The organism is Pseudobacter sp. (genome assembly GCF_051955275.1).
Taxonomy (GTDB): domain Bacteria; phylum Bacteroidota; class Bacteroidia; order Chitinophagales; family Chitinophagaceae; genus Pseudobacter.
In genome coordinates this window covers 1-23,708 of sequence record NZ_JBQCGW010000216.1, presented here as the reverse complement: position 1 = coordinate 23,708, position 23,708 = coordinate 1, and the positions used below count along the sequence as shown (strand labels likewise).

At 47.7% G+C, this 23,708-nt stretch carries 15 protein-coding genes; 9 read left to right on the top strand and 6 right to left on the bottom strand.

Annotated elements, in window-relative coordinates:
* Positions 1-4 precede the first annotated feature (4 nt).
* From ACTHMC_RS18665 to ACTHMC_RS18655, 3 genes are all read right to left on the bottom strand, one after another.
* Positions 5-5,383, bottom strand: a complete 5,379-nt coding sequence (locus tag ACTHMC_RS18665; RefSeq protein ID WP_440415365.1) for an AAA domain-containing protein — start codon at positions 5,381-5,383, stop codon at positions 5-7.
* A 33-nt stretch (positions 5,384-5,416) separates the two neighbouring features.
* Entirely contained in the window at positions 5,417-6,607 is a 1,191-nt protein-coding gene (locus ACTHMC_RS18660; protein ID WP_440415363.1) for a M48 family metalloprotease, read from the bottom strand.
* A 320-nt stretch (positions 6,608-6,927) separates the two neighbouring features.
* Positions 6,928-9,867 carry a choice-of-anchor J domain-containing protein gene (locus ACTHMC_RS18655; RefSeq protein ID WP_440415361.1) on the bottom strand — a complete coding sequence of 980 codons (2,940 nt, stop codon included), beginning with the start codon at positions 9,865-9,867 and terminating at the stop codon, positions 6,928-6,930.
* Positions 9,868-10,326: 459 nt separating this feature from the next.
* Between ACTHMC_RS18655 and ACTHMC_RS18650 the strand changes: the two genes are divergently transcribed.
* Entirely contained in the window at positions 10,327-10,842 is a 516-nt protein-coding gene (locus ACTHMC_RS18650) for a hypothetical protein (RefSeq protein ID WP_440415360.1), read from the top strand.
* A gap of 128 nt (positions 10,843-10,970) precedes the next feature.
* Entirely contained in the window at positions 10,971-11,744 is a 774-nt protein-coding gene (locus ACTHMC_RS18645) for a MerR family transcriptional regulator (RefSeq protein WP_440415359.1), read from the top strand.
* Positions 11,745-11,821: 77 nt separating this feature from the next.
* On the opposite strand, the gene ACTHMC_RS18640 is transcribed toward ACTHMC_RS18645, so the two are convergent.
* The 3 genes from ACTHMC_RS18640 to accD form a co-directional block, all read right to left on the bottom strand.
* Entirely contained in the window at positions 11,822-13,198 is a 1,377-nt protein-coding gene (locus ACTHMC_RS18640) for a hypothetical protein (RefSeq protein ID WP_440415358.1), read from the bottom strand.
* A 77-nt stretch (positions 13,199-13,275) separates the two neighbouring features.
* The gene (smpB, locus tag ACTHMC_RS18635; protein ID WP_440415357.1) at positions 13,276-13,713 is read right to left on the bottom strand and encodes an SsrA-binding protein SmpB; all 438 of its coding nucleotides are present in this window, start codon (positions 13,711-13,713) and stop codon (positions 13,276-13,278) included.
* A gap of 79 nt (positions 13,714-13,792) precedes the next feature.
* Positions 13,793-14,704 carry an acetyl-CoA carboxylase, carboxyltransferase subunit beta gene (accD, locus tag ACTHMC_RS18630; protein WP_440415356.1) on the bottom strand — a complete coding sequence of 304 codons (912 nt, stop codon included), beginning with the start codon at positions 14,702-14,704 and terminating at the stop codon, positions 13,793-13,795.
* Between the two features lie 257 nt (positions 14,705-14,961).
* Between accD and ACTHMC_RS18625 the strand changes: the two genes are divergently transcribed.
* From ACTHMC_RS18625 to ACTHMC_RS18595, 7 genes are all read left to right on the top strand, one after another.
* The gene (locus ACTHMC_RS18625) at positions 14,962-15,666 is read left to right on the top strand and encodes a succinate dehydrogenase cytochrome b subunit (protein ID WP_440415355.1); all 705 of its coding nucleotides are present in this window, start codon (positions 14,962-14,964) and stop codon (positions 15,664-15,666) included.
* 50 nt (positions 15,667-15,716) lie between these two features.
* Complete coding sequence (locus ACTHMC_RS18620) at positions 15,717-17,690, top strand: fumarate reductase/succinate dehydrogenase flavoprotein subunit (protein ID WP_440415354.1); 1,974 nt, start codon at positions 15,717-15,719, stop codon at positions 17,688-17,690.
* Positions 17,691-17,723: 33 nt separating this feature from the next.
* Positions 17,724-18,470 carry a succinate dehydrogenase/fumarate reductase iron-sulfur subunit gene (locus ACTHMC_RS18615; protein WP_440415353.1) on the top strand — a complete coding sequence of 249 codons (747 nt, stop codon included), beginning with the start codon at positions 17,724-17,726 and terminating at the stop codon, positions 18,468-18,470.
* 97 nt (positions 18,471-18,567) lie between these two features.
* Positions 18,568-19,059, top strand: coding sequence for a VOC family protein (locus tag ACTHMC_RS18610; protein ID WP_440415351.1), 492 nt, complete (start codon positions 18,568-18,570; stop codon positions 19,057-19,059).
* Between the two features lie 168 nt (positions 19,060-19,227).
* Positions 19,228-21,306: a S9 family peptidase gene (locus ACTHMC_RS18605; protein WP_440415350.1), complete on the top strand. Its 2,079-nt coding sequence runs from the start codon at positions 19,228-19,230 to the stop codon at positions 21,304-21,306.
* Between the two features lie 58 nt (positions 21,307-21,364).
* Positions 21,365-22,981, top strand: coding sequence for an ABC-F family ATP-binding cassette domain-containing protein (locus ACTHMC_RS18600; RefSeq protein WP_440415348.1), 1,617 nt, complete (start codon positions 21,365-21,367; stop codon positions 22,979-22,981).
* A 306-nt stretch (positions 22,982-23,287) separates the two neighbouring features.
* Positions 23,288-23,707 (top strand): hypothetical protein, encoded by a 420-nt coding sequence (locus ACTHMC_RS18595; protein WP_440415346.1) that lies wholly within the window; start codon positions 23,288-23,290, stop codon positions 23,705-23,707.
* The last annotated feature ends 1 nt before the right edge of the window (position 23,708 follow it).

The window sequence follows — 23,708 nt, the reverse complement described above, 5'->3', positions numbered from 1 at the left end:
AGAATCACTCAGTAATAATATATCCCTGTTTTGTTTTCTCTGCTATCATTTCGTCTTTTTTCTGTTTTGCTTCCGCTTCAGAAATGAAGGACTGGATCTGCACCTGCCCTTTGGTATCCGTTTTCCCAAAACGGATAGACAGTTTGTTCCCACTTTGCACTACCTGCCAGAATTGATCATTCTGTTTTGAATGCATGATGATCAGACCAGGTATTGCTGCCTGAGTTTCTGGAAGGGCTGGCTGCGCAACTGTTTCAGCAACTGCGATGGTTTCGTTCTCCAGCTTTCTTTCAATGCTTTTCAGGATCCGTTCAGACTCTTCCAGCCAGTCTTTAGCAAAAACATTCATGGTTGACCAGCCAAAGGATCTTAATAAGGAAGGGCGCTGGTAGTACTGTTCTACCACATCATCATTGCTGTAATGATCCTCTTCATCTACCAGTATTCCCAGGCAATAGGCATTGTCTTCCGCGTTCTTCTTTACACCCAGTGAGCATTTGAAGCTGCTTTGCCCGATCCGCATATCCACATAATATCCCTTACTTTCCAATGCGGCTTTCAGTTGATGCGCTATAGCGGAGGAGGTTATTTTGCTTGCTTTCTGACCAGTGTTGCCGATGATCAGGCTGTCGAGGATCGTCCTTGCCTGTGACATATTTCCGGTGCTTACCATTTCTGCATATTGCAGGAAACGCCTGAAATAATTGGCGCCATCATTATGCTCGTTGGTGATATGCGTGTAGCGGATGCTGCTGACAACGGCCATATGTTTCCTGGCACGACTGAATATTACATTTAAGCGTTTTTCTCCTCCCTTGCGGTTGATCGGCCCGAAGTTCATGTACATATTACGGTTGCTGTCGTGCCCGTAACAAACGCTCATGATGATGATATCGCGCTCGTCGCCCTGCACATTTTCCAGATTTTTGATGAACAGTCCTGTGAATTGTCCATCATCTTTCCGGTTATACGCTTTTTCAAGGACCTCTTCAAAGGTTTTGTCGAGCGCAGCGAGGTTGTCTATTGCTTCTTCGATCACTCCCTGCTGTTCCTGGCTGAAAGCCACGATGCCGATGCTTTCGCGGGTATTGTCCATCAGCAGTTGTTTCACCATATTGGCGATATATCTTGCTTCACCCTGGTTTCCCCTGGCTTCGTAAATACTGTTAGGCAGGTAATGGAAACTGAAACTTCCTTTCAGCATTTTAGGGGCATTGCTGAATCCTTCTTCCTGGTTGTTCACTTCCAGTAAAGGCTTGCTCTGGTGATGAATTGTATTATCAGGAATGGTCAGTAGCCTGGCATCATAGAATGCATGATTGGAATAACTGATCAGGGTTTCGTACCGGCTCCGGTAATGCCAGCTGAGCATAGTATTGCTGAGCTTGCGGCTTCCCTGCACCAGCAGGCTGTCTGAATCCGCACTGAGGATCTCATCTTCACTTTCTCCATCGACGGTTTCAAGATCTTCCGGATCTTCCACTTTTGCATTGAAGAAGTTGGTGGGTGGCATCTGCTTATCATCACCCACAATGATGGTTTGTGGTGCTCTGAAGAGGGCAGGGATACCTTCTTCCAGGGTAATCTGACTGGCTTCGTCAAATATCACCACATCAAAATAGGCGGGATCGAGAGGGAGGCTGTCGCTCACACTCAGCGGGCTCATCAGCCACACAGGTTTTATATCGCGCAGTACCCTGCCACTTTCATTGGAGGCCAGTTCGCGGATACTCTTGTACCGCATGGTCTTGCTCATCTCATGCTCAAGTACTTTCCTGCCTTCGGCATATTCCTTCTTCAGTTGCTTCTGGTCTTCTGATAAGTTATTAGATGGGGCATTACTGATATCGTACAATTCCCTGAATTGCTGTCTGCGTTCCGCGCAGATCAGTTCACTGTTTATCTGCAATAATGCTTTGTAAAGCTGTTCAATCCTGTTCGCGCAATCCTGGATCTTTGCCTGGTCGATATTGGCAAAAGGAAGGTTCTGCTTCAGCAAATGTTGCAAGGTCTTCCGGGCCATGGCTGCTTCAAACTGAACAGGAGTCAGAGGCAACTTACGCATCGCTTGCTGAAGCGGCTCCGGCATTGCAGCAAATTTTCTGAGGCCGGGTAATAATTCCTTCAGTACATCAGCATTTCCATGGATGGTGGAAATTTCATCCGAGATCTGTCTGAGTGGTTTATCACTATAACCGGACAGGCATTGACCTAACTGTAATTCCAGTTGCTGCAAAATATTATTGAGCTTACTGAGTTTCAGCACCAGCTCGTTGGCGTTGGGATGTTGCAGCAGGTAATCGATCTCTTTGTCTCCCTGCTTCCTGCGCAGGTCTTCGATGTCTGCATGCGTGCTTTCTATATCGGAGATCCGGAAGCTTTGCTGAATATGGTTTTTAGCCTGGCTTAGATTTTCCTGCTCTCTGTATTCCAGCTGAAGCTGCTCCAGGATAGTACTGAATGCAGGCTTCACATTATGTGAGGAAAAATCATAGGATTGTTTCAGCTGTTTCCTGAGTCTCCGCCAGTTTCCATTTAAGAAAGAGAAAAAAGAATTTTCATGTTTTCTTGCCAGTGGAATTGATTGCTCTATTTCTTCTTTATCGAATTTGTTAGTCCATCTCCTGTTTTTTTCCTGAGCCTGTTGAAAGGTTTCCTGTGCAAGCCTGTATTGTTTGTAAGCCTCTTCAAATTGCTGTGCTTCCGGATTACCGGATTCTACCAGTTGTAAATTCCTGGTCTGCGCCAGGGTTTCCATAGCAACAGAATTTTCAATCAGGTTTTTGATGTTCTCCAGGAACGCTGCATGCTCAGGCGGAATATTATTCTTTGCAATGATTTCTGATATCTGCCGGATAGACTGATGGGAATGCTGCACCAGGCTTTCCATCAGTAAAACCGGGTTCTCCGACCTGATCAATGGAATACCCAGGTTGCTGAACGGATGTTTGCTCAGCGCCGCTTCAGCTCCGGTTTCCTGCAATGCCTGGCTCAATTGCCGGATGTCTTCGCCATACTTTATCCATTGATGGTAGTCCGGCACTTCAGCTGTTACGGTTGTATCTGATTTACGGAGCTCAGCACTCAGCTCCGTTACCTTCTCAATGAGTTTACGGGTGCTGATGCCTGCTTCGGGTGTTGTATGCTGTTGCTGCTGATGATAGAAACTGAGTATCCTGATCTGTTCCTGCAGCTCTTTCAATACATCTTGCCTGCGGCTACGGATGGAAGCCAGGTCCAATTTATGGTTTATGAATTCTGCATAAACGGCTTTTAGGTCTTTGATGAATTCTTTTTTATCACTCTGGCTATCGTGGATATACGAGCATAATTCTGACAACTTGTTTTGTTGCAGACGGTGATATACCACATCAAGCGCAGCACGTTTTTCGCAGACAAAAAGTATGGTCTTCCCTTTGGCAAGAAAATCCGCGATGAGGTTAGTGATGGTCTGGCTTTTTCCTGTACCGGGAGGCCCCTGGATGATATAACTTTTCCCTTTCCGGCTATAGAGAATGGCTTTGGCCTGGGTGGGATCGGCAGTGATCACATGGAACCATTCTGCGGGATCATTCACTATTTTTTCTTCTTCGATATTCCGGGGCCCGTTACTGAAGAGCTGATTGAAAACAGGATGTTCTATTTTTTCATCGGAGACTTTATTGTAATCTCCCACCAGACTCATCTTCTTATAATTGAAATTGCCCAGCACAATATTGCAGATATCGAAATCCCAGCTGTAAGGATTTTGCTCGCCGTCTGCAAGCTGAAAGCTGGTACGGTTTTCAGCAAAGTTGTTCGGGATACCGGGGAGTCTGGTCTCACCCAGCAGGAATTCCATGGAGCTTAGCCTGGGTTCAATTTTCTGTTTGAACAGTTCCAGTCCGAGTGGTTTGTAGTTCTCGTGGCTATAACTGTAATCAACCTGGTGAAATGCAGGACTGCCTTTCTGTTTGAGCCGCTTCCTGTAATTGTTGATGGTTTGTCTTGCAATACTGTGAATGATCCGGATCCTTGGTTTATCTACCAGGTTGAGCTTTACGCCCTGCCGGGCAGCATCTATCTTTTCCCGGAGCAGCTCATAGAATTCCTGCATGCTGATCTCATCAAAATCGATGCTTTCGGGAAGCGTGATGCCATAGGTTTCTTTCAGCAGGTTGGCCAGCACGGGGTTGATAATGGCGGTATTGTCGATGATCTTGAGGGTGTACCTGTCTTCCTTAAGCAATTTCTTCTTTTCCAGTTCTACGGGCAATAACAGGAGCGGGCTCTGGATCCTTTCTTTGGGGTCTTCCTTGAGGTTATGCCAGTGAAGGAATGCTACTACCAGTTTCATCTGGCTGAAACCGAATTCTTTTTTATCGAACTCAGATAACTGACGTATGCTGCTGAGCTGAGCGTTCAGATAGGGATGGTCCTCAAAACGCAGGTATTTGTTCAGCGAAATATCTTCCTGTCTGATTACCAGACTGGAAATCTCTTCATTCCAGGTGAAGAGTAATTGAGGATTGATGCTTTGATAATGCAGCACCATGGGTACACTGCTTACTGTAAGATTTACGAAGCGCGTATTGGGCTTGTAATATAGCAGCCGGTTCCTCCGGCTGGTATCAAACAGCCTGTTCTTCAGTTTCGAGAGGATGAAAGTTTTCCTGTCAATGGCTTTCCCGTTTTCAAGCGCTTTGAGTTTCGACAGGTCTGCTCTTCTTTCCGGGTTGTAATCGCGGTAATGCCTGATGCGCTGAATGATTTCCTGCAGGTCAGATAAGCGTTGCGCTCTGTCGAGTTCCGTCATTTCTGTAATGAGCCCGCAGATTGTGGGATGCATCCTGTTGTTGAGCGCCGCCGGGTGATTTCTGTATTGCGCAAACCGGTTCAGGTCTTCAGGATCGTAGAGATTCAGGCCCATCACCATACTGCCTAAAATAAGGCCCAGGCAGAATATATCTGTTTGCGCATCATGATGGCCTGCCTTCATTTCATAGCAAGTATAACCAGGAAAATATACAGGGTGCGTAAGCGCTTCATTCCTGTTTAGCTGTACCTGTAAGTTCACGGAAGTTGAATGCCCCTGAGTGAGGTCTTCGTCCATCATGATCCTCTCGGTAACGGTATAACCATGGATCCGCTGGTAATGGAGGAGCTGCTGCAATGCTGCTGTACCGATGATTGGCGCATGCGCAAAATTCTCATCTATGTCCAGCCGTCCATTGGTAATAAAAACGGTATCCGGTTTATCGAAGGAGGCCACCAGGTTATTGTCGTGAAAACTCTTCACTTCTTCAAAAAGCTGAAGAATGAATTCAATCGCTTCATCGGTGGACAAAGTCCCCGGATAAAAAGCGGATTGGAGATATTGCTGGAACGTGGTGGCTGATGACATAATGAATAACTTGGAATGAACAATAAAAGAGGATCAGGCGGTTTGGGTTTGCTGCTGCTGATAACCAGCCAGGCAGTTTTTCTGTAGGGTGCTTACTTTTTTATCGGTAAGCTTTCTTTCTCTTTTTACTGCCTGAAAAAAAGCATCCTGTAAGGAGAGCTCATTGGCCAGGTGGAATGAATACCCGAGTGGAAGATCTTCCAGCATTTTATCTGCCGTTGCAAAATCATACAGTACATATCCCAGGTATTCCTTCACAGAAGGGTGGAGGAGTGTGATGCTGGCCGACAGGGCAGTGCGGCTGATCGCTTCAATATGCTCCGGTGCGCCCTGGTATTGCTTTGCCAGTGCGATATGCTGTGGCGTCTGCATCCAGGAGGGAATCAGGAGCAGGCGCACCAGGTGGCGTGTGATGCGGGAAATATGCTGTTGTTTGAAAAGGTCGAGTTCCTCCAGCCCGGTGTTCCCTTCGATCATTTCCTGAATTGTATTTTCCGATTCATGGCCTTTTGAGTGCCACAACCAGATGGCCCTGGCACGGATGAAATTCTCCGGATGCGTGATACCGGTAGTTCTGGTGCCGGGAGCCGCGCTGTAAATGTCCTCCGCCTGTTTTACATAGCTGTCGGGATTCACGGTCTGCAGGCCTGTTGCAATTTTTACGAGGGATGAAATGATGGGTTTGTAATCGCCTGTAACATGGTATGCGCCTCTGTCGCAGTATATTTCGGTGTACAGTTTGAATAGTCTGGCTGTTTCATACTGGGCTGTAGTGCAACCGGAATGATTGTTCAGTGCAGTGATGATCCTGTCTGCTGTTTCCAGGTCTCCATCGAGTTGCCGGTATAATTGTACATGACTTAATTCATGGCTGATGATGGCGAGTTGCTCTTCGTTGTTGAGTAGTTGGATGATGGACCCGCTGAACACTATATGCGCTTCCTCATTCAGGTAAACGATGGCTGCATTGGGTTCGTCAGCGTGCTGCGCCTGGTACAGATGAACGGAAATGGACAATCCCAGTTTCTCTTTTGCTTTTTCAACTTTCTCAAAAAGACTTGCATGGGTAACCGGATCGAACTTGTAAGTGTTTTTCAGGAGATCTGTTTTGAACTCCTGTAATTGTTCCGTTTTGTGCACCTGGTCCGAAAAGAATTGCCATACTGCCTGCTGCTCCTTGAAATATTGAGTGGCAATGCAATGGTAAGGCAGGGCAGAAAGCATAGATTCTGTGTTTGATTTCAGCAATAAGTTACAACGAAGTAATAATTGGATCAGGTATATTTCTGAATTTTAAGATATGTTAAAACTCCACCAGGTTCCAGGATTTCCGCATATCAATGCTAAATCCATGCCGTTCCGGGGATGAGAAGATAAATGTCTGCTTTTCCCGGGTGATGGCAATAAAAAAGTCCCGCAGAAGCGAGACTAATTCTTGCTACCCGGAATTGAAAATTGAAACGGATTCAATTCTGTAGCATGGATCCTGAAAAAAATGCGCTTCTTCATTTCCGGAAGCGCATTTTTTATCAGGTTTCCTGTTATCAATCTATTTTTAAAATCTTAATATCTCCTTTGCCTTTACCTGTTCCCAGGGTGAGAATGTACATACCAGCTTTCTGCCCGGTCAGGTCCACATCAATCAGGTTCCAACCTTTATGCAGCGACATATTCTTACGCAATACAGGACGGCCACTGATATCATTGGCCACAAGGCTATAGGTGGCTTCGATGGTTATCAGCGCTTTTACGGTCACCTTTCCACGGGATGGGTTGGGATAGCCATACAACATGGTGATGCTGCGGGAGCTATTACAGAGGTTCAGCTTTACAATTTTGCTGGTGCTTGCAGAACAGCCATTGGGATCGGTGTAAGTATAATGGATCGTCTGATTACCTAATGAAGGTGTTTCCAGGTTCCAGTTGGTGCCTGTTACGCCCGGGCCACTGAATATGCCACCGGCAGGTGTTGCCTGGAGTTGTATATTCTTGTCTTCCACGCAAATTTCAGCAGGTATGGTGATGGTGGGGGCAGGCAGTTGCTTGATGGTCAGGCTCACTGCTTCGGAAGTAACGCTTGTACAATTACCAGTCAGCACAACCCTGTACTGATTTCCATTTTCAGCCAGCGTAACAGCTGGTACTGTAAAGGAGCTGTTAGTGGCATTGCTGATGTCTTCCCAGTTATTGCCTTCTTTACGCTGCCATTGATAGGAAACCACATTGGATGCTGTGATGCTGAAGCTGGCATCCTGGGTAGTGCAGATCTCCTGGTTGGCAGGTTGTGCAGTGATCACAGGTGTTTGCACATCAGATATTGTTACTGTAAATGTGCAGGTTGATTGATTACCGCAGGCATCTGTTGCGGTGGCTGTTACTGTTGTTACTCCCACCTGGAACAGTGAACCGGATTCCGGCAGGGTGGTAACTGTAACGTTGCCACCGCAGTTATCAGTTGCATTGACAGTAAAGCTTACGGCAGCACCATTACATGATCCGGCATTAGTGGCAGCAATATTTGCCGGGCAGGTGATCACGGGCGCTGTTTGATCATTTACAGTAATTATTTGCGTGCAGGTTTCTGAATTGCCTGCATTGTCTGTTGCGCGATAGGTTCTTGTAACAGTGTATCTGTTGGCGCAGGTCTGATTGCTGATCACATCATCAACAAATGAAACGGTAACACCGGAGCAATTGTCTGATGCAGTTACTGTGCTGATATCAGGAACAGGAATGTCTCCTGTGCAGCTTACTGTTACAGGGGCCGGACAGGTAATGGTTGGCTTTTGCGTATCATTCACTGTTACTGTGAATGAGCTGCTGCCCGTTCCGCAGCTATTGGTAGCCGTTACTGTAACGGTTGTTACGCCCACATTGAACAGAGAGCCACTGCCATTGCCATTTCCGCTGCCTGTAGTGGCACCGGAGAAGCTATAAGACACAGTTGGAGCGGGAACGCCTGTTGCTGTGGTGTTATAGGTTACTTCAGCGTTGCAGGTATTGTTTGTATTGTTTACTGCTTTGTTTCCTTCTGTCTGGATGGCCGGTGCCGGATTTACCAACACTGTGGATGTTACAGGAATAGTACAACCATCTTTATCGGAAGTAAGCGTAAATGTTACTGTTACCGGCGAAGCAGTGGTGTTGACCAAAGTGCCGCTGACGCTTCCGGAACCACTGGCATTGATGCCTGTTACAGAGCCTGTGTTGTCCCTAGTCCAGGTAAAGCTGGCGCCTGCAGTATTGGATGGGGCAATTGCAGTGATGGCATCACCACTGCAAACGGTCTGGGTGGTTGGGGTAACGTTTGATACACCGGGGTCCACAACAGTATATACGGCAGATCTTGCATGGGCGCAACCATAGGGATCCGTATAATCATAAGTTATGGTCTGTGTGCCAGCTGCAGGATCAAATTGGATTGAACTGACACCGGTTCCCGAGAAAGAACCTCCTGCCGGGCTTGCCGCTAAATCTACTGGTGTGACATTGCCACAAACCTGTGCTGCCGGAAAAACTACCGGGTTATCCGGACATAATGTAGTGATAGAATAAGCCTGGGAATGGGAGCATCCACTTGCGTCGCCTACCATTACAGTGAAATTGAATGTCCCTGTTGCGGTTGGCGTACCTGATATAGTACCTGTTGCACTAAGCGTTAATCCCGGGGGCAGGGCGCCAGCTACGATGGCATAGTTAGGGGCACCCAAAGCGCCGGTTTGTGTAAAAGATTGGGAATAGGCAACTCCTGCTTTCCCTCCAGGTAATGCACCGGAAGCCGGGCTCATGGTGAAAGATGGACAAATATAGGGAGTGTACGCAACATCATCGATGCCGATATAATCGCTGTTAGAGCCTGATGGTCCGGCGCCTGTAACAAAATACCGGAATGCGATACGTCCTGAAGTAGGAGCGGGCAAACCACTGATGGTGATGGTGTATTGAGTCCATACCTGTGGATAAACATTGGCAACCAGTGTTGGATTGATTGTCAGCAGTAGAGTGCTGAAATCTCCCCAGCCGGCGGCACTTGTTCCTGTATTGGTACTTGCCCCATTAGTGCTCATGCGCACTTCCAGCCTGTCCGGAAAATCTGTCCCACCCGCAGGGATAGTTGGTTTTCTCGTGTAAAAGGTAAATACATCTCCATTTCGCAAAACCCTGTTAGGAGTGATCAGCCAGTTACTGATTATTCCCGTACCTCCGGTGGTACTGGCAAAGTTTGCTGCGATATATGCATTGGCAGCTCCGCTGTTTGCATTGAATGGGCCGGGGTCCGGAGAATTAGTGGTGGCAACACCCTGGTACCAGGAATTCGGGCCCAGGGGAGCACTGTTGTTCTGGATAATCCATCCACTCCCGGCTAATGTAGCAACGTTATTGAATGACTCGTTATACGCCTGGGCGTAGGTCCGGTTGACGGACGTGAATAGTGTTAATAAGAAAAAGAGAAACAGAAAAGTTCGGGTAGACTTAAGGGTCATAAGAATTGAGATTTAGCTGATCTATAAAAAGCAAAGCAAACTGGGAACGTATCTGTTCGTGATAAATTATGCAATGGCTCTGCAATTTTTACGAGGGTAAATTCCGGTAAACCGATTTGAAGAAATTTTTTATTTGGCCGGCATCCCTGAAATTCAGTCCTGATCAGCTTTGTGTAAAACTTCTTACATCATCTTTGATGAACAGTGGGCAGGCATTAAATTCTTTTAATGTGAAGTGTATTTTGTACTCAGAGTCACTGGTGTTTGGGTAATATCGCATTGTTTTTATTTGCGGCGTCTGATCAGTTTTCAACCCAAAGAAACGAGCTGTTTTATTGCTGCGTATACAGGTAACCGGGAAGCAATTGCTGAAATCTGCAACGGCAGCAGTTTAACAGGGCAGGGCTTTTAAAATCAGGATCTGACCATTATCTTAGCAGTTCACTCAAAGTCTGTACTATGAAAACTCCATTTCTGCTACTCTTCTCTTTCAGTTCCCTGCTGGCAGTTGCCCAGTCAAAAAGCCTGCCTGAATGGGCACAGACCGCATTTGCGAAAAAAGGATTGGATAAGAAATACACCATTACCAGTTTTAAACCTGATCAGATCAAAGCTGATTTCAATGGTGATAAAGAAGCTGATATTGCCATTCCTGTAGTGGAAACTTCCACTAAGAAAAAAGGTATTCTTGTCATCCATGGAAAAACAACGGAGCATTATCTGTTGGGAGCCGGAAGAGAATTCGGGAATGTGGGGGATGATTTCGACTGGATGGATAAATGGAGCCTGTACAAGAAAAAAACAGCTTCTGAAACGCAGTTCGATAAAAGCAGTGGTGATATCCTTGGTTCCAAAGAAGTGAAACTGGAAAGGCCTGCGATCCTTATCCAGCATGCGGAAAAAGGTTCAGCCAATGCCGGTGGGCTTATTTACTGGAATGGGAAACGATATACCTGGATCCACCAGGGAAGCTGAATTAATCAACCGCAGGTGGGGGCCGGTGGTCTGACCTAAAAGTTGTGTAATAAAAAATAAACTTCTATTTTCTTTTGACCCTTACCCTACGTGAGGCCCTACCTTTGGTTTCAACAACAGGGACAGGTATGAAATACTCCGTCAAAATGCTGGCAGAACTGGCCGGTGTAAGTGTGCGCACCTTACATCATTATGACCAGTTGGGATTGCTTATTCCATCTGAACGGACGGATGCCGGTTACCGTTTGTATGGGCAGGGTGAATTGCTGCGGCTGCAACAGATCCTCTTTTATAAAGAAATGGAGCTGTCACTCACAGACATTGCAGCCATCCTGGATGATCCCTCTTTTGATATGCTGGCGGCGCTGCAACAGCATCGCGCGGTGCTGGAAAAGCGCAGGGACCGCACCAGTCTGCTGTTGGAAACCATCAACAAAACCATTCAAAAATTAACGGGAGGTAATGATATGATCACCAACGAAGAACTGTATGCCGGTTTCCCCAAAGAGTATGCGGAAACCTGGCGTGAAGAAGCCATTGACCGCTGGGGCAAGGATACTGTTGAACAAAGTGAAGCCGCGCTTCGCAAACTCAATAAAGAACAGATCGAAAAACTTAAACAGGAAGGCGCAGCTATTACAAATGGCCTGGCAGACATGATGCATCTGCCGGTAACTGACCCGGCAGTGCAGCAACTGATCCATCAGCATTACCATCATATCCTGAAGTGGTGGGGCAGGGAAGAAGGTGAAGAAGCACTGGATGCTTACCGTGGCTTAAGCAATCTTTACCTGATGGATTCCAGGTATACATTGGTGAACGGCGCTCCTGACCTGGCTTTCACGGCATTTATTACAAAAGCGATGTTGCTTTATGTGGATGAGCTGAACAAAAAGAATTAAGCGCAGATCATAAATTTAAAATGCCCGGTACGCCATCTGAATAATGCATACCGGGCATTTTTATATTGTTCAATTTCTTATTTCAATTTCAACCGGTGATCATCATTTCCTTTACGCTTCTTCTTGATCCTTACCGTTGCGTTTGATGTTAAACTGCTGCTCAGGTAAACCTCATACCTCGTATTGCCATCGGTCACCACCATCAAAGCCGTATTGGGCGGGTATTTACCCAGGTTCTGTGCAAACATGCTGATCTCGTTCAAGGTCTTCATGCTGTCCAGCTTGAGATAGATATTTGTTCCGCGGTCTGTGATCATCTGGTTGGTGAGCACAGCTTCTCCATTCAGGAAAACAGAAATGGTATCTCCATCGATATCCCCGTTATCATAGAAAGTGATCCGGATGGAATCGCTTTCCACTTCAATGTCTTTATTGTAAACGTTTTTACGTTTTTTGAATGCCTCGGTCAGCTTCTCTTCCATACTGGGAGTGAAGCTGATCTTTGTGCCATTGTTTTCAGCAGGGGAGAGGGCTTTGGTAACAGGTACGGGTACCTGCACTTTGGTGCCGGGAACAGGTTTGCGCTCCGGCGGTAAGAGCTTTGCCTCTTCCTCCGCTTCTTTCTTTGCCAGTTCCCCCTGTTTCACCAGTTCGGCTTGCTTTTCAGCAGCTTCTTCCTCTTTTGTGAGTACTTTTTTTGCAGGTTCTGCGGCTTTTTTCACCACCTCTGCTTCTTTCTTTACAGCATCCGTTGCTTTTGTAGCGGTTTCTGTTTTTATCGTTTCCGTTTCTTTTTTGATCGAATCTATTTCTTCCTTCTTTGCCGGAGAAGTTTCCACTTTTGCAATGGCGTCATTCCTGGCAGAATCTGTTTTAACTGTTACCGTTTCTTTTTCCAACACCGTTGTTGCAGGCTCTTCTTTCTTTCCTGCATCCACTACCACATCATCATCCTGTGGCTTCCAGTATCGCTGGCCCACGGCCATATTGCGGAGAACCGCAGTGGAAGTGGTCTCTGAACGGTCCATCGTGAAAGTTACTTTCAGTTCAGGACAGGTGTATTTGTATTTATCGCTGGAGTAGAAAGAGCCGTTCATGGTGCTTTTAGCCTGGCTGACCATCAGTTTGCCTACAAAGCTCATGGGACATTCAATGCCGTTGCGCGAGGTGGAGGCGTAGAGCAGCATGGGAAGATTGGGAATGGTCACTTCGCGCGTAGCACTATTGTATTTACCACGAACAAAGAAGCTCTGGTAGGTGTCTTTGAAGTAATAAGCAAACACACCTTCCACTTCGTTCCCTTTCTGTTTCAGCGTGAGCTCCGTCAGGTAATTGCTATGTGTCCCCTGGGTGGCAACATCGGCTTTGCCATACCAGGATCCTGAAGCCGACTGCCCCATGGATTGCTGGGCGAATACCAGTGCGGTTATCCAGAAGAATATTTTTTTGAACATACGTGAAGATAGGCAGAAAAAATCAAGCCAAAATACCCAATGGCCTGTTTAATGAGCAGTAAATGAAGGATAAGCGGTTATTTGAGATAGCGTTTCATCTCTCTTTCCGTATCACGCTGCTTGATGGTCTCGCGTTTGTCGTACAGCTTCTTTCCTTTGCCAAGGCCTATTTCCATCTTGGCCATATTCTTTTCATTGAAGTAGATGCGGAGCGGTACAATGGAGTAGCCTTTCTCTTTGATCTTGCCTTCCAGCTTGCGTAATTCCTTTTTATGGAGCAGGAGTTTGCGTTCCTGCGTGGGGGCATGGTTGTTAAAAGACCCGTGATGGTATTCTGTAATGTGAAGGCTTCTGATCCAGAGCTCGCCTTTGTGAAAGAAGCAGTAGGAGTCATTGAAGCTGGCACGGCCTTCACGCAGTGATTTCACTTCAGTTCCGGCCAGTACGATGCCGGCATCGTACCTGTCTTCGATGAAATAGTCGTGGTAGGCTGATCTGTTTCGAATCTCTGTCATGATATTCTAATAACACAATACGAAATGCGAAGTTCGGAATTTCCTTGTTCACATTTCGTATTGCGGTGTATTGTACCGGTTAGTTCCTGAAAAGGTTCAGGACGGTGGCCAGTTTGTCTTTCAGTTCTTTGCGTGGCACTATGAAGTCCAGGAAGCCATGCTCCAGCAGGAATTCACTGCGCTGGAATCCTTCAGGAAGGTCTTTCTTGATGGTTTCCTTGATCACGCGGGGGCCTGCAAACCCGATGAGGGCGCCTGGCTCGGCAATATTGAGATCGCCCAGCATCCCGAAGGAAGCGGAGATACCACCAAAGGAGGGATCCGTCAGGAAAGAAATATAGGGTACCTGTGCATCAGTGAGCTGGGATAATTTACCAGACACTTTCGCCAGCTGCATGAGGGAGAAAGCACTTTCCATCATACGGGCGCCACCTGATTTACAGATGATCATGAGGGGGATCTTCTTTTCAATGCAGATGTCTGCTGCCCGGGCGATCCTTTCACCCATCACACTGCCCAGTGAGCCGCCGATGAATTCAAAATCCATACACGCGACCATAAAATCCTGTGATTTGATCTTACCATGGGCCACCCTGATGGAATCCGTCAGGTCAGTTTTACCCCAGGTTTCCTGCAGGCGTTTGCCATAAGGTTTCAGATCGGTGAAATGGAGGAAGTCTTTAGAGCGTATATTTTCAAACAATACATCGTATTGATTGTCGTCAAACAGGATCTCAAAATACTCTGAGCTGCCAATGCGGTGATGGTACGCGCATTTGGGACAAACGAAAAGGCTTTCCCTCAGTTCAGTTACTGTGCAGATGTATCCGCATTCCGGACACTTGCTCCAAAGCCCTTCTGGAGTTTCTTTCTTTTCGGCTGTACTGGTCAGAATGCCTTTCTTAATCCTCTTGAACCAACTGCTCTTTGACTCTTCGCTCCGGCCATCTTCGCCTGCCAGGTTGGCGTCAAAGTCCTCTTCTTGTTTCATTCGGTTGGTTTTTAGGCGGCTAAGATATGCATTTTAATAAAATAATAATTTCAGGATTCAGACAGGAAATTTTTTACACAAATATGATTATTGGTTCCGCTGTGTTACTTTTGCGTCTGAACAGCAAAACGTAACCCGAGCTCATGTGTGCTTCCTACGGCATTGATCATGAGGCGGTGACATAAAACTTCGCTATCCGGGTAACGTGTTCACTCATTCAGTTCAGTGCGGTACTTTTAACACAAAACTATTTTCAGATGAAATGGTCTGAATTCTTTACGTCCTCTATCGGTAAGAAACTTGTGATGGGTTTAACCGGCATCTTTCTCATTCTTTTCCTGGTTGTGCATGTCGGCATCAATGCCTGCATTTTTGCTGATGTTTTCGATCCCACTGACAATGGTGAGATTTTCAACAGGGCTGCGCACTTCATGGCAGTTACAATTGTTATCCGTATTGCGGAAGTTGGTCTCTTTGCCGGCATTATCCTTCACATTGTGCAGGGATATCTGCTGTCTGCACAGAATCAGAGCCGCCGAGGCCAGAATTACGCAGTTCCCATGGGTAACAAGGGCTCCAAATGGTACAGCCGCAGCATGGGCTTGCTCGGTACCCTCATCCTGATGTTCCTGGTATTGCACGTATCGCAGTTCTGGTGGGATTCCCGGATCTCCCATAACCTGCCTGCCGCTACCTATGACGCTGATCAGCATGATCTTTTCGCCCGCATGATCGAAGTATTCCAGAACCCGGTAATGGTAATTATATATGTACTGGCATGCATCTCCCTGACCTGGCACCTGATGCACGGGTTCCAGAGCGCCTTCAGAACTATCGGTCTTCATAATAACCGCTACCTGAAGATGGTGAATTGCATCGGTGTGGGTTTCTCGATCCTCATTCCGCTGATCTTCGCCCTGATGCCAATTGCCTGCTACCTCGGATGGGTGGCCATCGATTAATAATAACGAGTAGAATCAGAGACTTCATAAACAAACCATAAACTGGTTATATGTTAGATGCAAAAATTCCTGCCGGTAATTTAGACCAGAAATGGACCTGGTACAAAGGCCATTGCAACCTGGTTAACCCGGCCAACAAACGTAAGCTGGAGGTGATCGTTATCGGAACCGGACTGGCCGGAGCTTCGGCTGCGGCTTCACTGGGTGAGCTTGGTTACAAAGTAAAAGCCTTCTGTTTCCAGGATTCTCCGCGCCGTGCCCACAGTATCGCTGCCCAGGGTGGTATCAATGCCGCCAAGAACTATCAGAACGACGGTGACTCTGTATTCCGTCTTTTTTATGACACCATCAAAGGTGGTGACTACCGCGCACGCGAGGGCAATGTGCATCGCCTCGCTGAAGTGAGTGGTAATATCATCGACCAGTGCGTGGCGCAGGGTGTTCCCTTTGCCCGCGAATATGGCGGTCTGCTCAGCAACCGTTCATTCGGTGGTACACAGGTACAAAGAACTTTCTATGCTGCCGGTCAGACCGGTCAGCAGCTCCTCATAGGTGCGTACCAGAGCCTGGAACGCCAGATTGCTCTCGGTAACGTGAAAATGTACAACCGTCATGAAATGCTGGAGATCGTTATGATCGATGGCAAGGCCCGCGGCATCATCGCCCGCGACCTCGTGACCGGTAAGCTGGAACGTCATTTCGGCCATGCCGTACTGTTATGTTCCGGTGGTTATGGCAACGTATTCTATCTCTCCACCAACGCCATGGGCAGCAACGTAACAGCCGCCTGGAAAGCGCACAGGAAAGGAGCGTACTTCGCCAACCCCTGCTTCACTCAGATCCACCCCACCTGTATCCCCGTTAGCGGAGACCACCAGTCCAAGCTCACCCTCATGTCTGAGAGCTTACGTAACGACGGACGCATCTGGGTTCCCAAGAAACAGAACGACGAGCGCAAAGCCGCCGACATCCCTGAGGATGAAAGAGATTATTACCTGGAAAGAAGATATCCCGCCTTCGGTAACCTCGTTCCCCGCGATGTGGCCAGCCGCGCTGCCAAAGAGCGCTGCGATGCCGGTTACGGTGTAGGTACTTCCAAACAGGCTGTATACCTCGATTATGCCAACGCCATTCAGCGTTACGGAGAGATCGAAGTAAACAAACAGGGCCTCAGCAATGTTTCTGCAGAAGAGATCATCAAACTCGGTAAAGCTGTAGTAAAAGAGAAATATGGTAACCTTTTCGATATGTACGAAAAGATCACCGGCGAGAACCCATACGAAACCCCGATGCGTATTTACCCCGCGGTGCACTACACAATGGGCGGCCTCTGGGTGGATTATGAACTGATGACCACCATCCCCGGTCTCTACTGCCTCGGTGAAGCCAATTTCAGCGACCACGGAGCTAACCGCCTCGGCGCCTCTGCACTGATGCAGGGCCTGGCAGATGGTTACTTTGTGATCCCTTACACTATCGGAAACTATCTCGCAAAAGATATCGCCACAAAGAGCATACCTACCGATCATCCTGCTTTTGAGCAGGCTGAAAAAGAAGTATCCGACAGGATCAACCGGCTCATGAGCATCAAGGGTAGCAAAACAGTGGAAAGTTTCCACAAGCGCCTCGGAAAGATCATGTGGGATAAATGCGGTATGGCCCGCAATGCCAAAGGATTACAGGAAGCCGTGGCAGAGATCCAGCAGCTGAAAAAGGAATTCTGGAGCGATGTCCGCATCCCCGGCGCCATCAATGAAATGAACCCCGAACTGGATAAGGCCAACCGTGTTGCCGACTTCCTGGAACTGGGTGAGCTCATGTGCCTGGATGCCCTCAACCGTAATGAAAGCTGTGGTGGTCACTTCCGCGAAGAATCACAAACGGAAGACGGGGAAGCCAAACGTGATGACGAAAACTTCAAATATGTAGCAGCCTGGGAGTTCCAGGGAGAACACAAATGGCAGATGCATAAAGAAGACCTCATTTTTGAAATTGCTAAACCAACCCAGCGCAGCTACAAATAACAATTACATTTATCGTCTATGGAACATTATAATATGAATCTCACACTGAAAGTGTGGAGGCAGAAGAGCAGGAATGATGCGGGGGCTTTTGAATCTTATGATGTGAAAGACGTTTCTTCGGAAATGTCGTTCCTGGAAATGATTGACGTACTGAATGAGCGGCTGATCGCTGAAGGTAAGGACCCTATTGCCTTTGATCACGATTGTCGCGAAGGTATCTGTGGGATGTGCTCCATGTACATCGATGGCCGTCCACACGGTCCCTGGCAGGCAAATACCACCTGTCAGCTGCACATGCGTGCCTACAAAGATGGTGATACCATCACTGTAGAACCATGGCGCGCCAAGGCCTTTCCGGTGATCAAGGATCTGGTGGTTGACCGTACTGCATTCGACCGCATTGTACAGGCAGGTGGATATATCTCCGTAAATACAGGGAACGCGCAGGATGCCAACAACCTGCTGATCCCGAAAGATAAAGCTGACCTCAGCTTCGCCAATGCAGCCTGTATCGGTTGCGGCGCCTGCGTGGCAGCTTGTAAGAACAGCTCAGCCATGCTCTTTACCAGCGCAAAAGTGAGCCACCTGGCATTACTGCCGCAAGGTGAGCCTGAGCGTAAATCACGTGCGCTCAATATGATCGCACAGATGGACAAAGAAGGTTTCGGAGCCTGTACCAATACAGGAGCCTGCGAAGCAGTTTGCCCGAAGGAAATCTCCATCACAAACATCGCACGTCTCAACTACGAGTACCAGCGCGCCGGCCTGAGCCACGACTGATCAATAGCTGAACAAGCATACAGCCCTGAAGTAGACTGCCGCCGCAAACTACTTCAGGGCTTTTTTGTTGTAATTTGAAAGAATAAATTTCTCTTTTATGAGCGACTATATCGTTCCCGCACAAACGAGGATCGGCCATGTGCACCTGAAAGTGTCCAACCTCGACAAAGCCCTTGGCTTTTACCAGGGACTGCTGGGATTTGAGATCCGGCAGCGTTACGGCGATCAGGCCGTATTCATTTCAGCCGGTGGTTATCATCATCATATCGGTCTGAACACCTGGTACAGCAAAGACGCGCCGCCCGCGCCACGCAAAGCGCCCGGCCTCTTTCATACCGCCATTCTTTATCCCACGCGGAAAGACCTGGCCATCATCTTCAAAAGACTGGTGGATGCCGGTTATCCCATAACCGGAGCATCCGATCACGGTGTTTCGGAAGCCATTTACCTGGATGATCCCGATGGAAACGGTGTTGAATTGTACTGGGACAAGCCCAAAGCGGATTGGCCGCATGATGTAAATGGCCAGCTGCAAATGGTGACGGAACCTCTCGATCTGCCGGACCTTCTTGCTGAGATAAACCGGTAATACCCAGAACCCACCAATTTTGTTAAGCTGTGATGAGTGGTGGTTTGGAGGCAGACGGGAATTTGTATTTTCAACCGTTCCAAACCAAACAACATGATGAACCATCTACGGAAATTATTGCTTATAGCCCCGTTCGCCGCAGTGGGCTGTAATCAAAACCCATCTAAAATGAACGAAGCATATCAGTGGCCCGCGAATATTCCCACGCCCACCGTTGAAAAACAAGCCAAAGAGCTGGAGGCTCACGGCGATAAACGGGTGGATGAATATTACTGGCTCAACCAGAGAGAGAACCCCAAAGTGATAGAATACCTCAAAGCAGAAAATGCCTATGTGGATACCATGATGTCCGGCACCAAAGAACTCCAGGAAAAACTTTTCCTGGAAATGAAAGGCCGTATCAAGGAAAAAGACGAATCCGTTCCATCACTGAGCAATGGTTATTACTACTACAATAAATTTGAAGAAGGCAGACAGTATCCCATCTACTGCCGTAAAAAAGGATCGCTGGATGCACCTGAAGAGATCATGTTCGATCAGAACAAGATGGCTGAAGGACATAAATACTACAGCATCGGGTCCATCAAAGTGAGCGATAACAACCAGCTCGCCGCATTCACAACCGATCATGTGAGCCGCCGCCTCTACAACCTGCAGGTGAAAAACCTGACTACCGGTGAGGTATATCCTGAAAGTATTTCAAACGTGGAAGGTAACTCTGTAGCCTGGGCAGCAGACAACAAAACGATCTTCTACATTCTGCAGGATACTGTTACATTACTGGGCTACCGCGTTTATCGCCATACACTCGGTTCCGATCCCAAAACGGACGTACTGGTGTACGAAGAAAAAGACGACCGCTACTACCTGGACGTAGACCGCAGCCGCTCCAAAAAATACATTTTCATTACATCGGATATGAACGAGAACAGCACCGAATACCAGTTGCTGGACGCTTCAAATCCTACCGGCGCTTTCAAAGTATTTGAACCACGCAAACAGGATTTCCAGTATCACCTGGATCATGCAGATGATGGTAAATTCTATATCCAGACAGACTGGGATGCGCCTAACTTCCGCCTCATGACGGCAGAGCCCGGCAATACTTCCCGCAGTGCATGGAAAGAGCTGATACCTGCCCGGAAAGACGTGTATATTTCCAGCTTCAACACCTTCAAAGATTTTCTGGTGCTCACTGAAGTGAAAGATGCCATGCGTCAGATCCGCGTGATCAATACTGCCGCCAAAAAAGACGAGTATATAACATTCGATGAGAAGGTGTTCACCGCCAACCAGGGCAGCAATCCTGAATCGAACACCAATATTCTCCGTATCACTTACACGAGTATGATCACTCCGTATACCATCATCGATTACAACATGGATACGAAAGAGAAGAAAGTGCTGAAACAGACTGAGGTGATCGGTTATAAAAAAGACGGTTATGAAACAGAGCGCATCTGGGCCACTGCCCGTGATGGCGTGAAAGTACCGATGACCCTTCTTTACAAAAAAGGAGTGAAAAAAGACGGAACCAATCCCGTGTTGCTGGCCGCTTACGGCTCTTATGGTAACAGCACTTTCCCAGGTTTCCAGGGAAACGTGATCTCGCTGGTTGACAGGGGATTCATTTATGCCATTGCACATGTGCGCGGCGGACAGGAGATGGGAAGACAGTGGTATGATGATGGCCACCTCCTCAAAAAGAAAAACACTTTCTATGATTTTATCGATTGTGGCAAATTCCTGGTGAGTGAAAACTATACTTCCAGTAAACACCTCTATGCCAATGGCGGAAGCGCCGGCGGTCTGCTGATGGGCGCTATCCTCAATATGGCCCCGGAAATGTGGAATGGGGTAGTGGCTGAAGTGCCTTTTGTGGATGTGATCACCACCATGAGCGATGCCAGCATCCCCCTCACCACCGGAGAGTACAAGGAATGGGGCAACCCGGCCGATAGTGCCGAGTATTTCTACATGAAATCTTATTCTCCTTATGATAATGTGGGAGCGCTCAATTATCCCAATATCCTGGTCACCACCGGTCTGCACGATAGCCAGGTACAGTATTTTGAGCCGGCTAAATGGGTGGCCAAACTGAGGGAGCTCAATAAGAGTAAGAGTGTTATCCTCTTCAAAACCAATATGGATGCGGGCCATGGCGGCGCTTCCGGCCGTTTTGAGATCCTCCGCGAGGAGGCCCTGATGTACGCGTTTCTGCTGGCACTGGATGGCCGGGTTAATTAATGGGAAAGAAGCCAAATATTGCGTACCTTTGCGGCCTCAAATAACATAGGAAGTCAGTATGATTGCAGCGAATAATGTGACCCTCTCGTTCGGTAAACGTGTATTGTTTGATGAAGTGAATATCACTTTCAACAAAGGGAATTGTTATGGTGTGATCGGAGCCAACGGCGCCGGTAAATCCACTTTCCTGAAAATACTCGCCGGAGAGATCGAGCCTAACAAAGGCACTATCGATATTACTCCCGGAGAACGGATGGCCGTATTGAAACAAAACCATTTCGAGTTCGATGAAGTAACCGTGCTCAATACCGTGATGATGGGCCATAAGAAACTCTGGTCCGTTATGCATGAGCGTGATGCCATCTATGCCAAAGCTGATTTCAGCGAGGAAGACGGGATCCGTGCCGGTGAACTGGAAGGTGAGTTTGGCGAAATGGGTGGCTACACCGCTGAAAGCGATGCAGGCAGCCTGCTCAGCGAGCTCGGTGTCCCCGAAGATATTCAGGGGAGCCTCATGAAAGATATCAACGGTGCTATGAAAGTGCGCGTGCTCCTGGCACAGGCCCTCTTCGGAAACCCGGATATCCTCATCCTCGATGAGCCTACCAACAACCTTGACGTTACTACCATCTCCTGGCTCGAGAATTTCCTCGGCGGTTATGAGAACATCGTGATCGTTGTGAGCCACGACCGTCACTTCCTCGATGCCGTATGTACCCATGTGGCCGACGTTGACCGCCAGAAGATCAAGATCTACACCGGTAACTATACTTTCTGGTACGAGAGCTCTCAGCTGGCTGCCCGTCAGATGAACGATAAGAACAAACGTACAGAAGAGAAGCGTAAGGACCTGATGGACTTCATCGCCCGTTTCAGCGCCAACGCCTCCAAATCCAAGCAGGCTACTTCCCGTAAGAAAGCCCTGGAGAAACTCGTTATCGAGGATATCGCACCTTCCAACCGCAAGTATCCTGGTATCATCTTCAAGCAACTTCGCGAAGTGGGTAACCAGATCCTCAATGTGGAGAAACTCAGCAAATCCATCGATGGCAGGGTGCTCTTCAGCAATGTGAACTTCACCGTGAACAAGGGTGATAAGATCGCCATTGTTGCTGACGACCAGATGGCCGTTACCGCTTTCTTTGAGATCATCAACGGAGAACAACAGGCCGATAGCGGTAAATACGAGTGGGGAACTACCGTATCCAAAGCTTACCTGCCCAACGATAACTCACAGTACTTCACCACTGACCTCAACCTGATGGACTGGCTGCGCCAGTATGTGCCACCACATGTAACAGATGTGGATGAACCCTTCCTCCGCAGCTTCCTCGGTAAGATGCTGTTCAGCGGAGACGAGGTGCTGAAGAAAACAACCGTACTCAGCGGTGGTGAGAAAGTGCGTTGCATGCTCAGCCGCATGATGCTGCAGGATCCCAACGTGGTATTGCTGGATGAGCCTACCAACCACCTTGACCTGGAATCTATCCAGAGCTTCAACGAAAGCATGGAGAACTTCAAAGGCATTGTGATGCTCAGCTCTCATGACCATACCTTCCTCCAGACCGTGGCCAACCGCATTATCGAGCTCACACCAAACGGTGTAGTGGATAAGCTGATGACCTTTGATGAGTTTCTGGAAGACAAAAAAGCAAGAAAACTGCAAATGGCGTAAGCCATCAGAATTGATATTTGAAAGGAGCCCTGTCATTTACCTGACGGGGCTCTTTGTTTGCTGAAAAATGAGGATAAGAAAGGACAACCTTCATTCTTTTTTTCTTAATTAACAGGAAATGCTTTATTTTTATTTTATATAAATATTTTTCACAAAGTATTTTCCTGCCCCGCCTTGAAGTAGTTCAATTCAACATCCTTGTAAACGCATCCCCCCCTCCAAAACGCGTAGACGGACTTCCGGGCATTTGATTTGTATGCTGGCCTGTTCCGGACATCATTTTTTACTAACCTTAAATATTGAGTTATGAAGAAAGCTTACGCGATGCTTTTGGGCTGCATGGGTTTGATGTTGTTTGTAAACAATAAAGCCCAGGCACAGTTACAGAAAGGGAATATGCTTATTGGTGCAGACCTGATGGGGATGTCGGCAGACTTTCAGAGTGGCAACACTACTTTCAATCTTTCCCTCAATCCTAAAGTAGCCTGGTTTATCAGGGATAATGTGGCCATCGGTGGTATGGTGAACCTGGGACTGACCACAGGCGATGGTTTCACAACATTTTCCTATGGAGTGAGTGCACTCGGCCGTTATTATATCTCAGATCCCCAGACCCAGCTGCTGAGACAGAGCCGCTTCTTACTGGAAGGCCAAGTGGGCATCATGGGCCAGAACAAAAAAGTGGATTGCGCTCCCAACACCACCAACAATGGTCTTGGCGTATGAT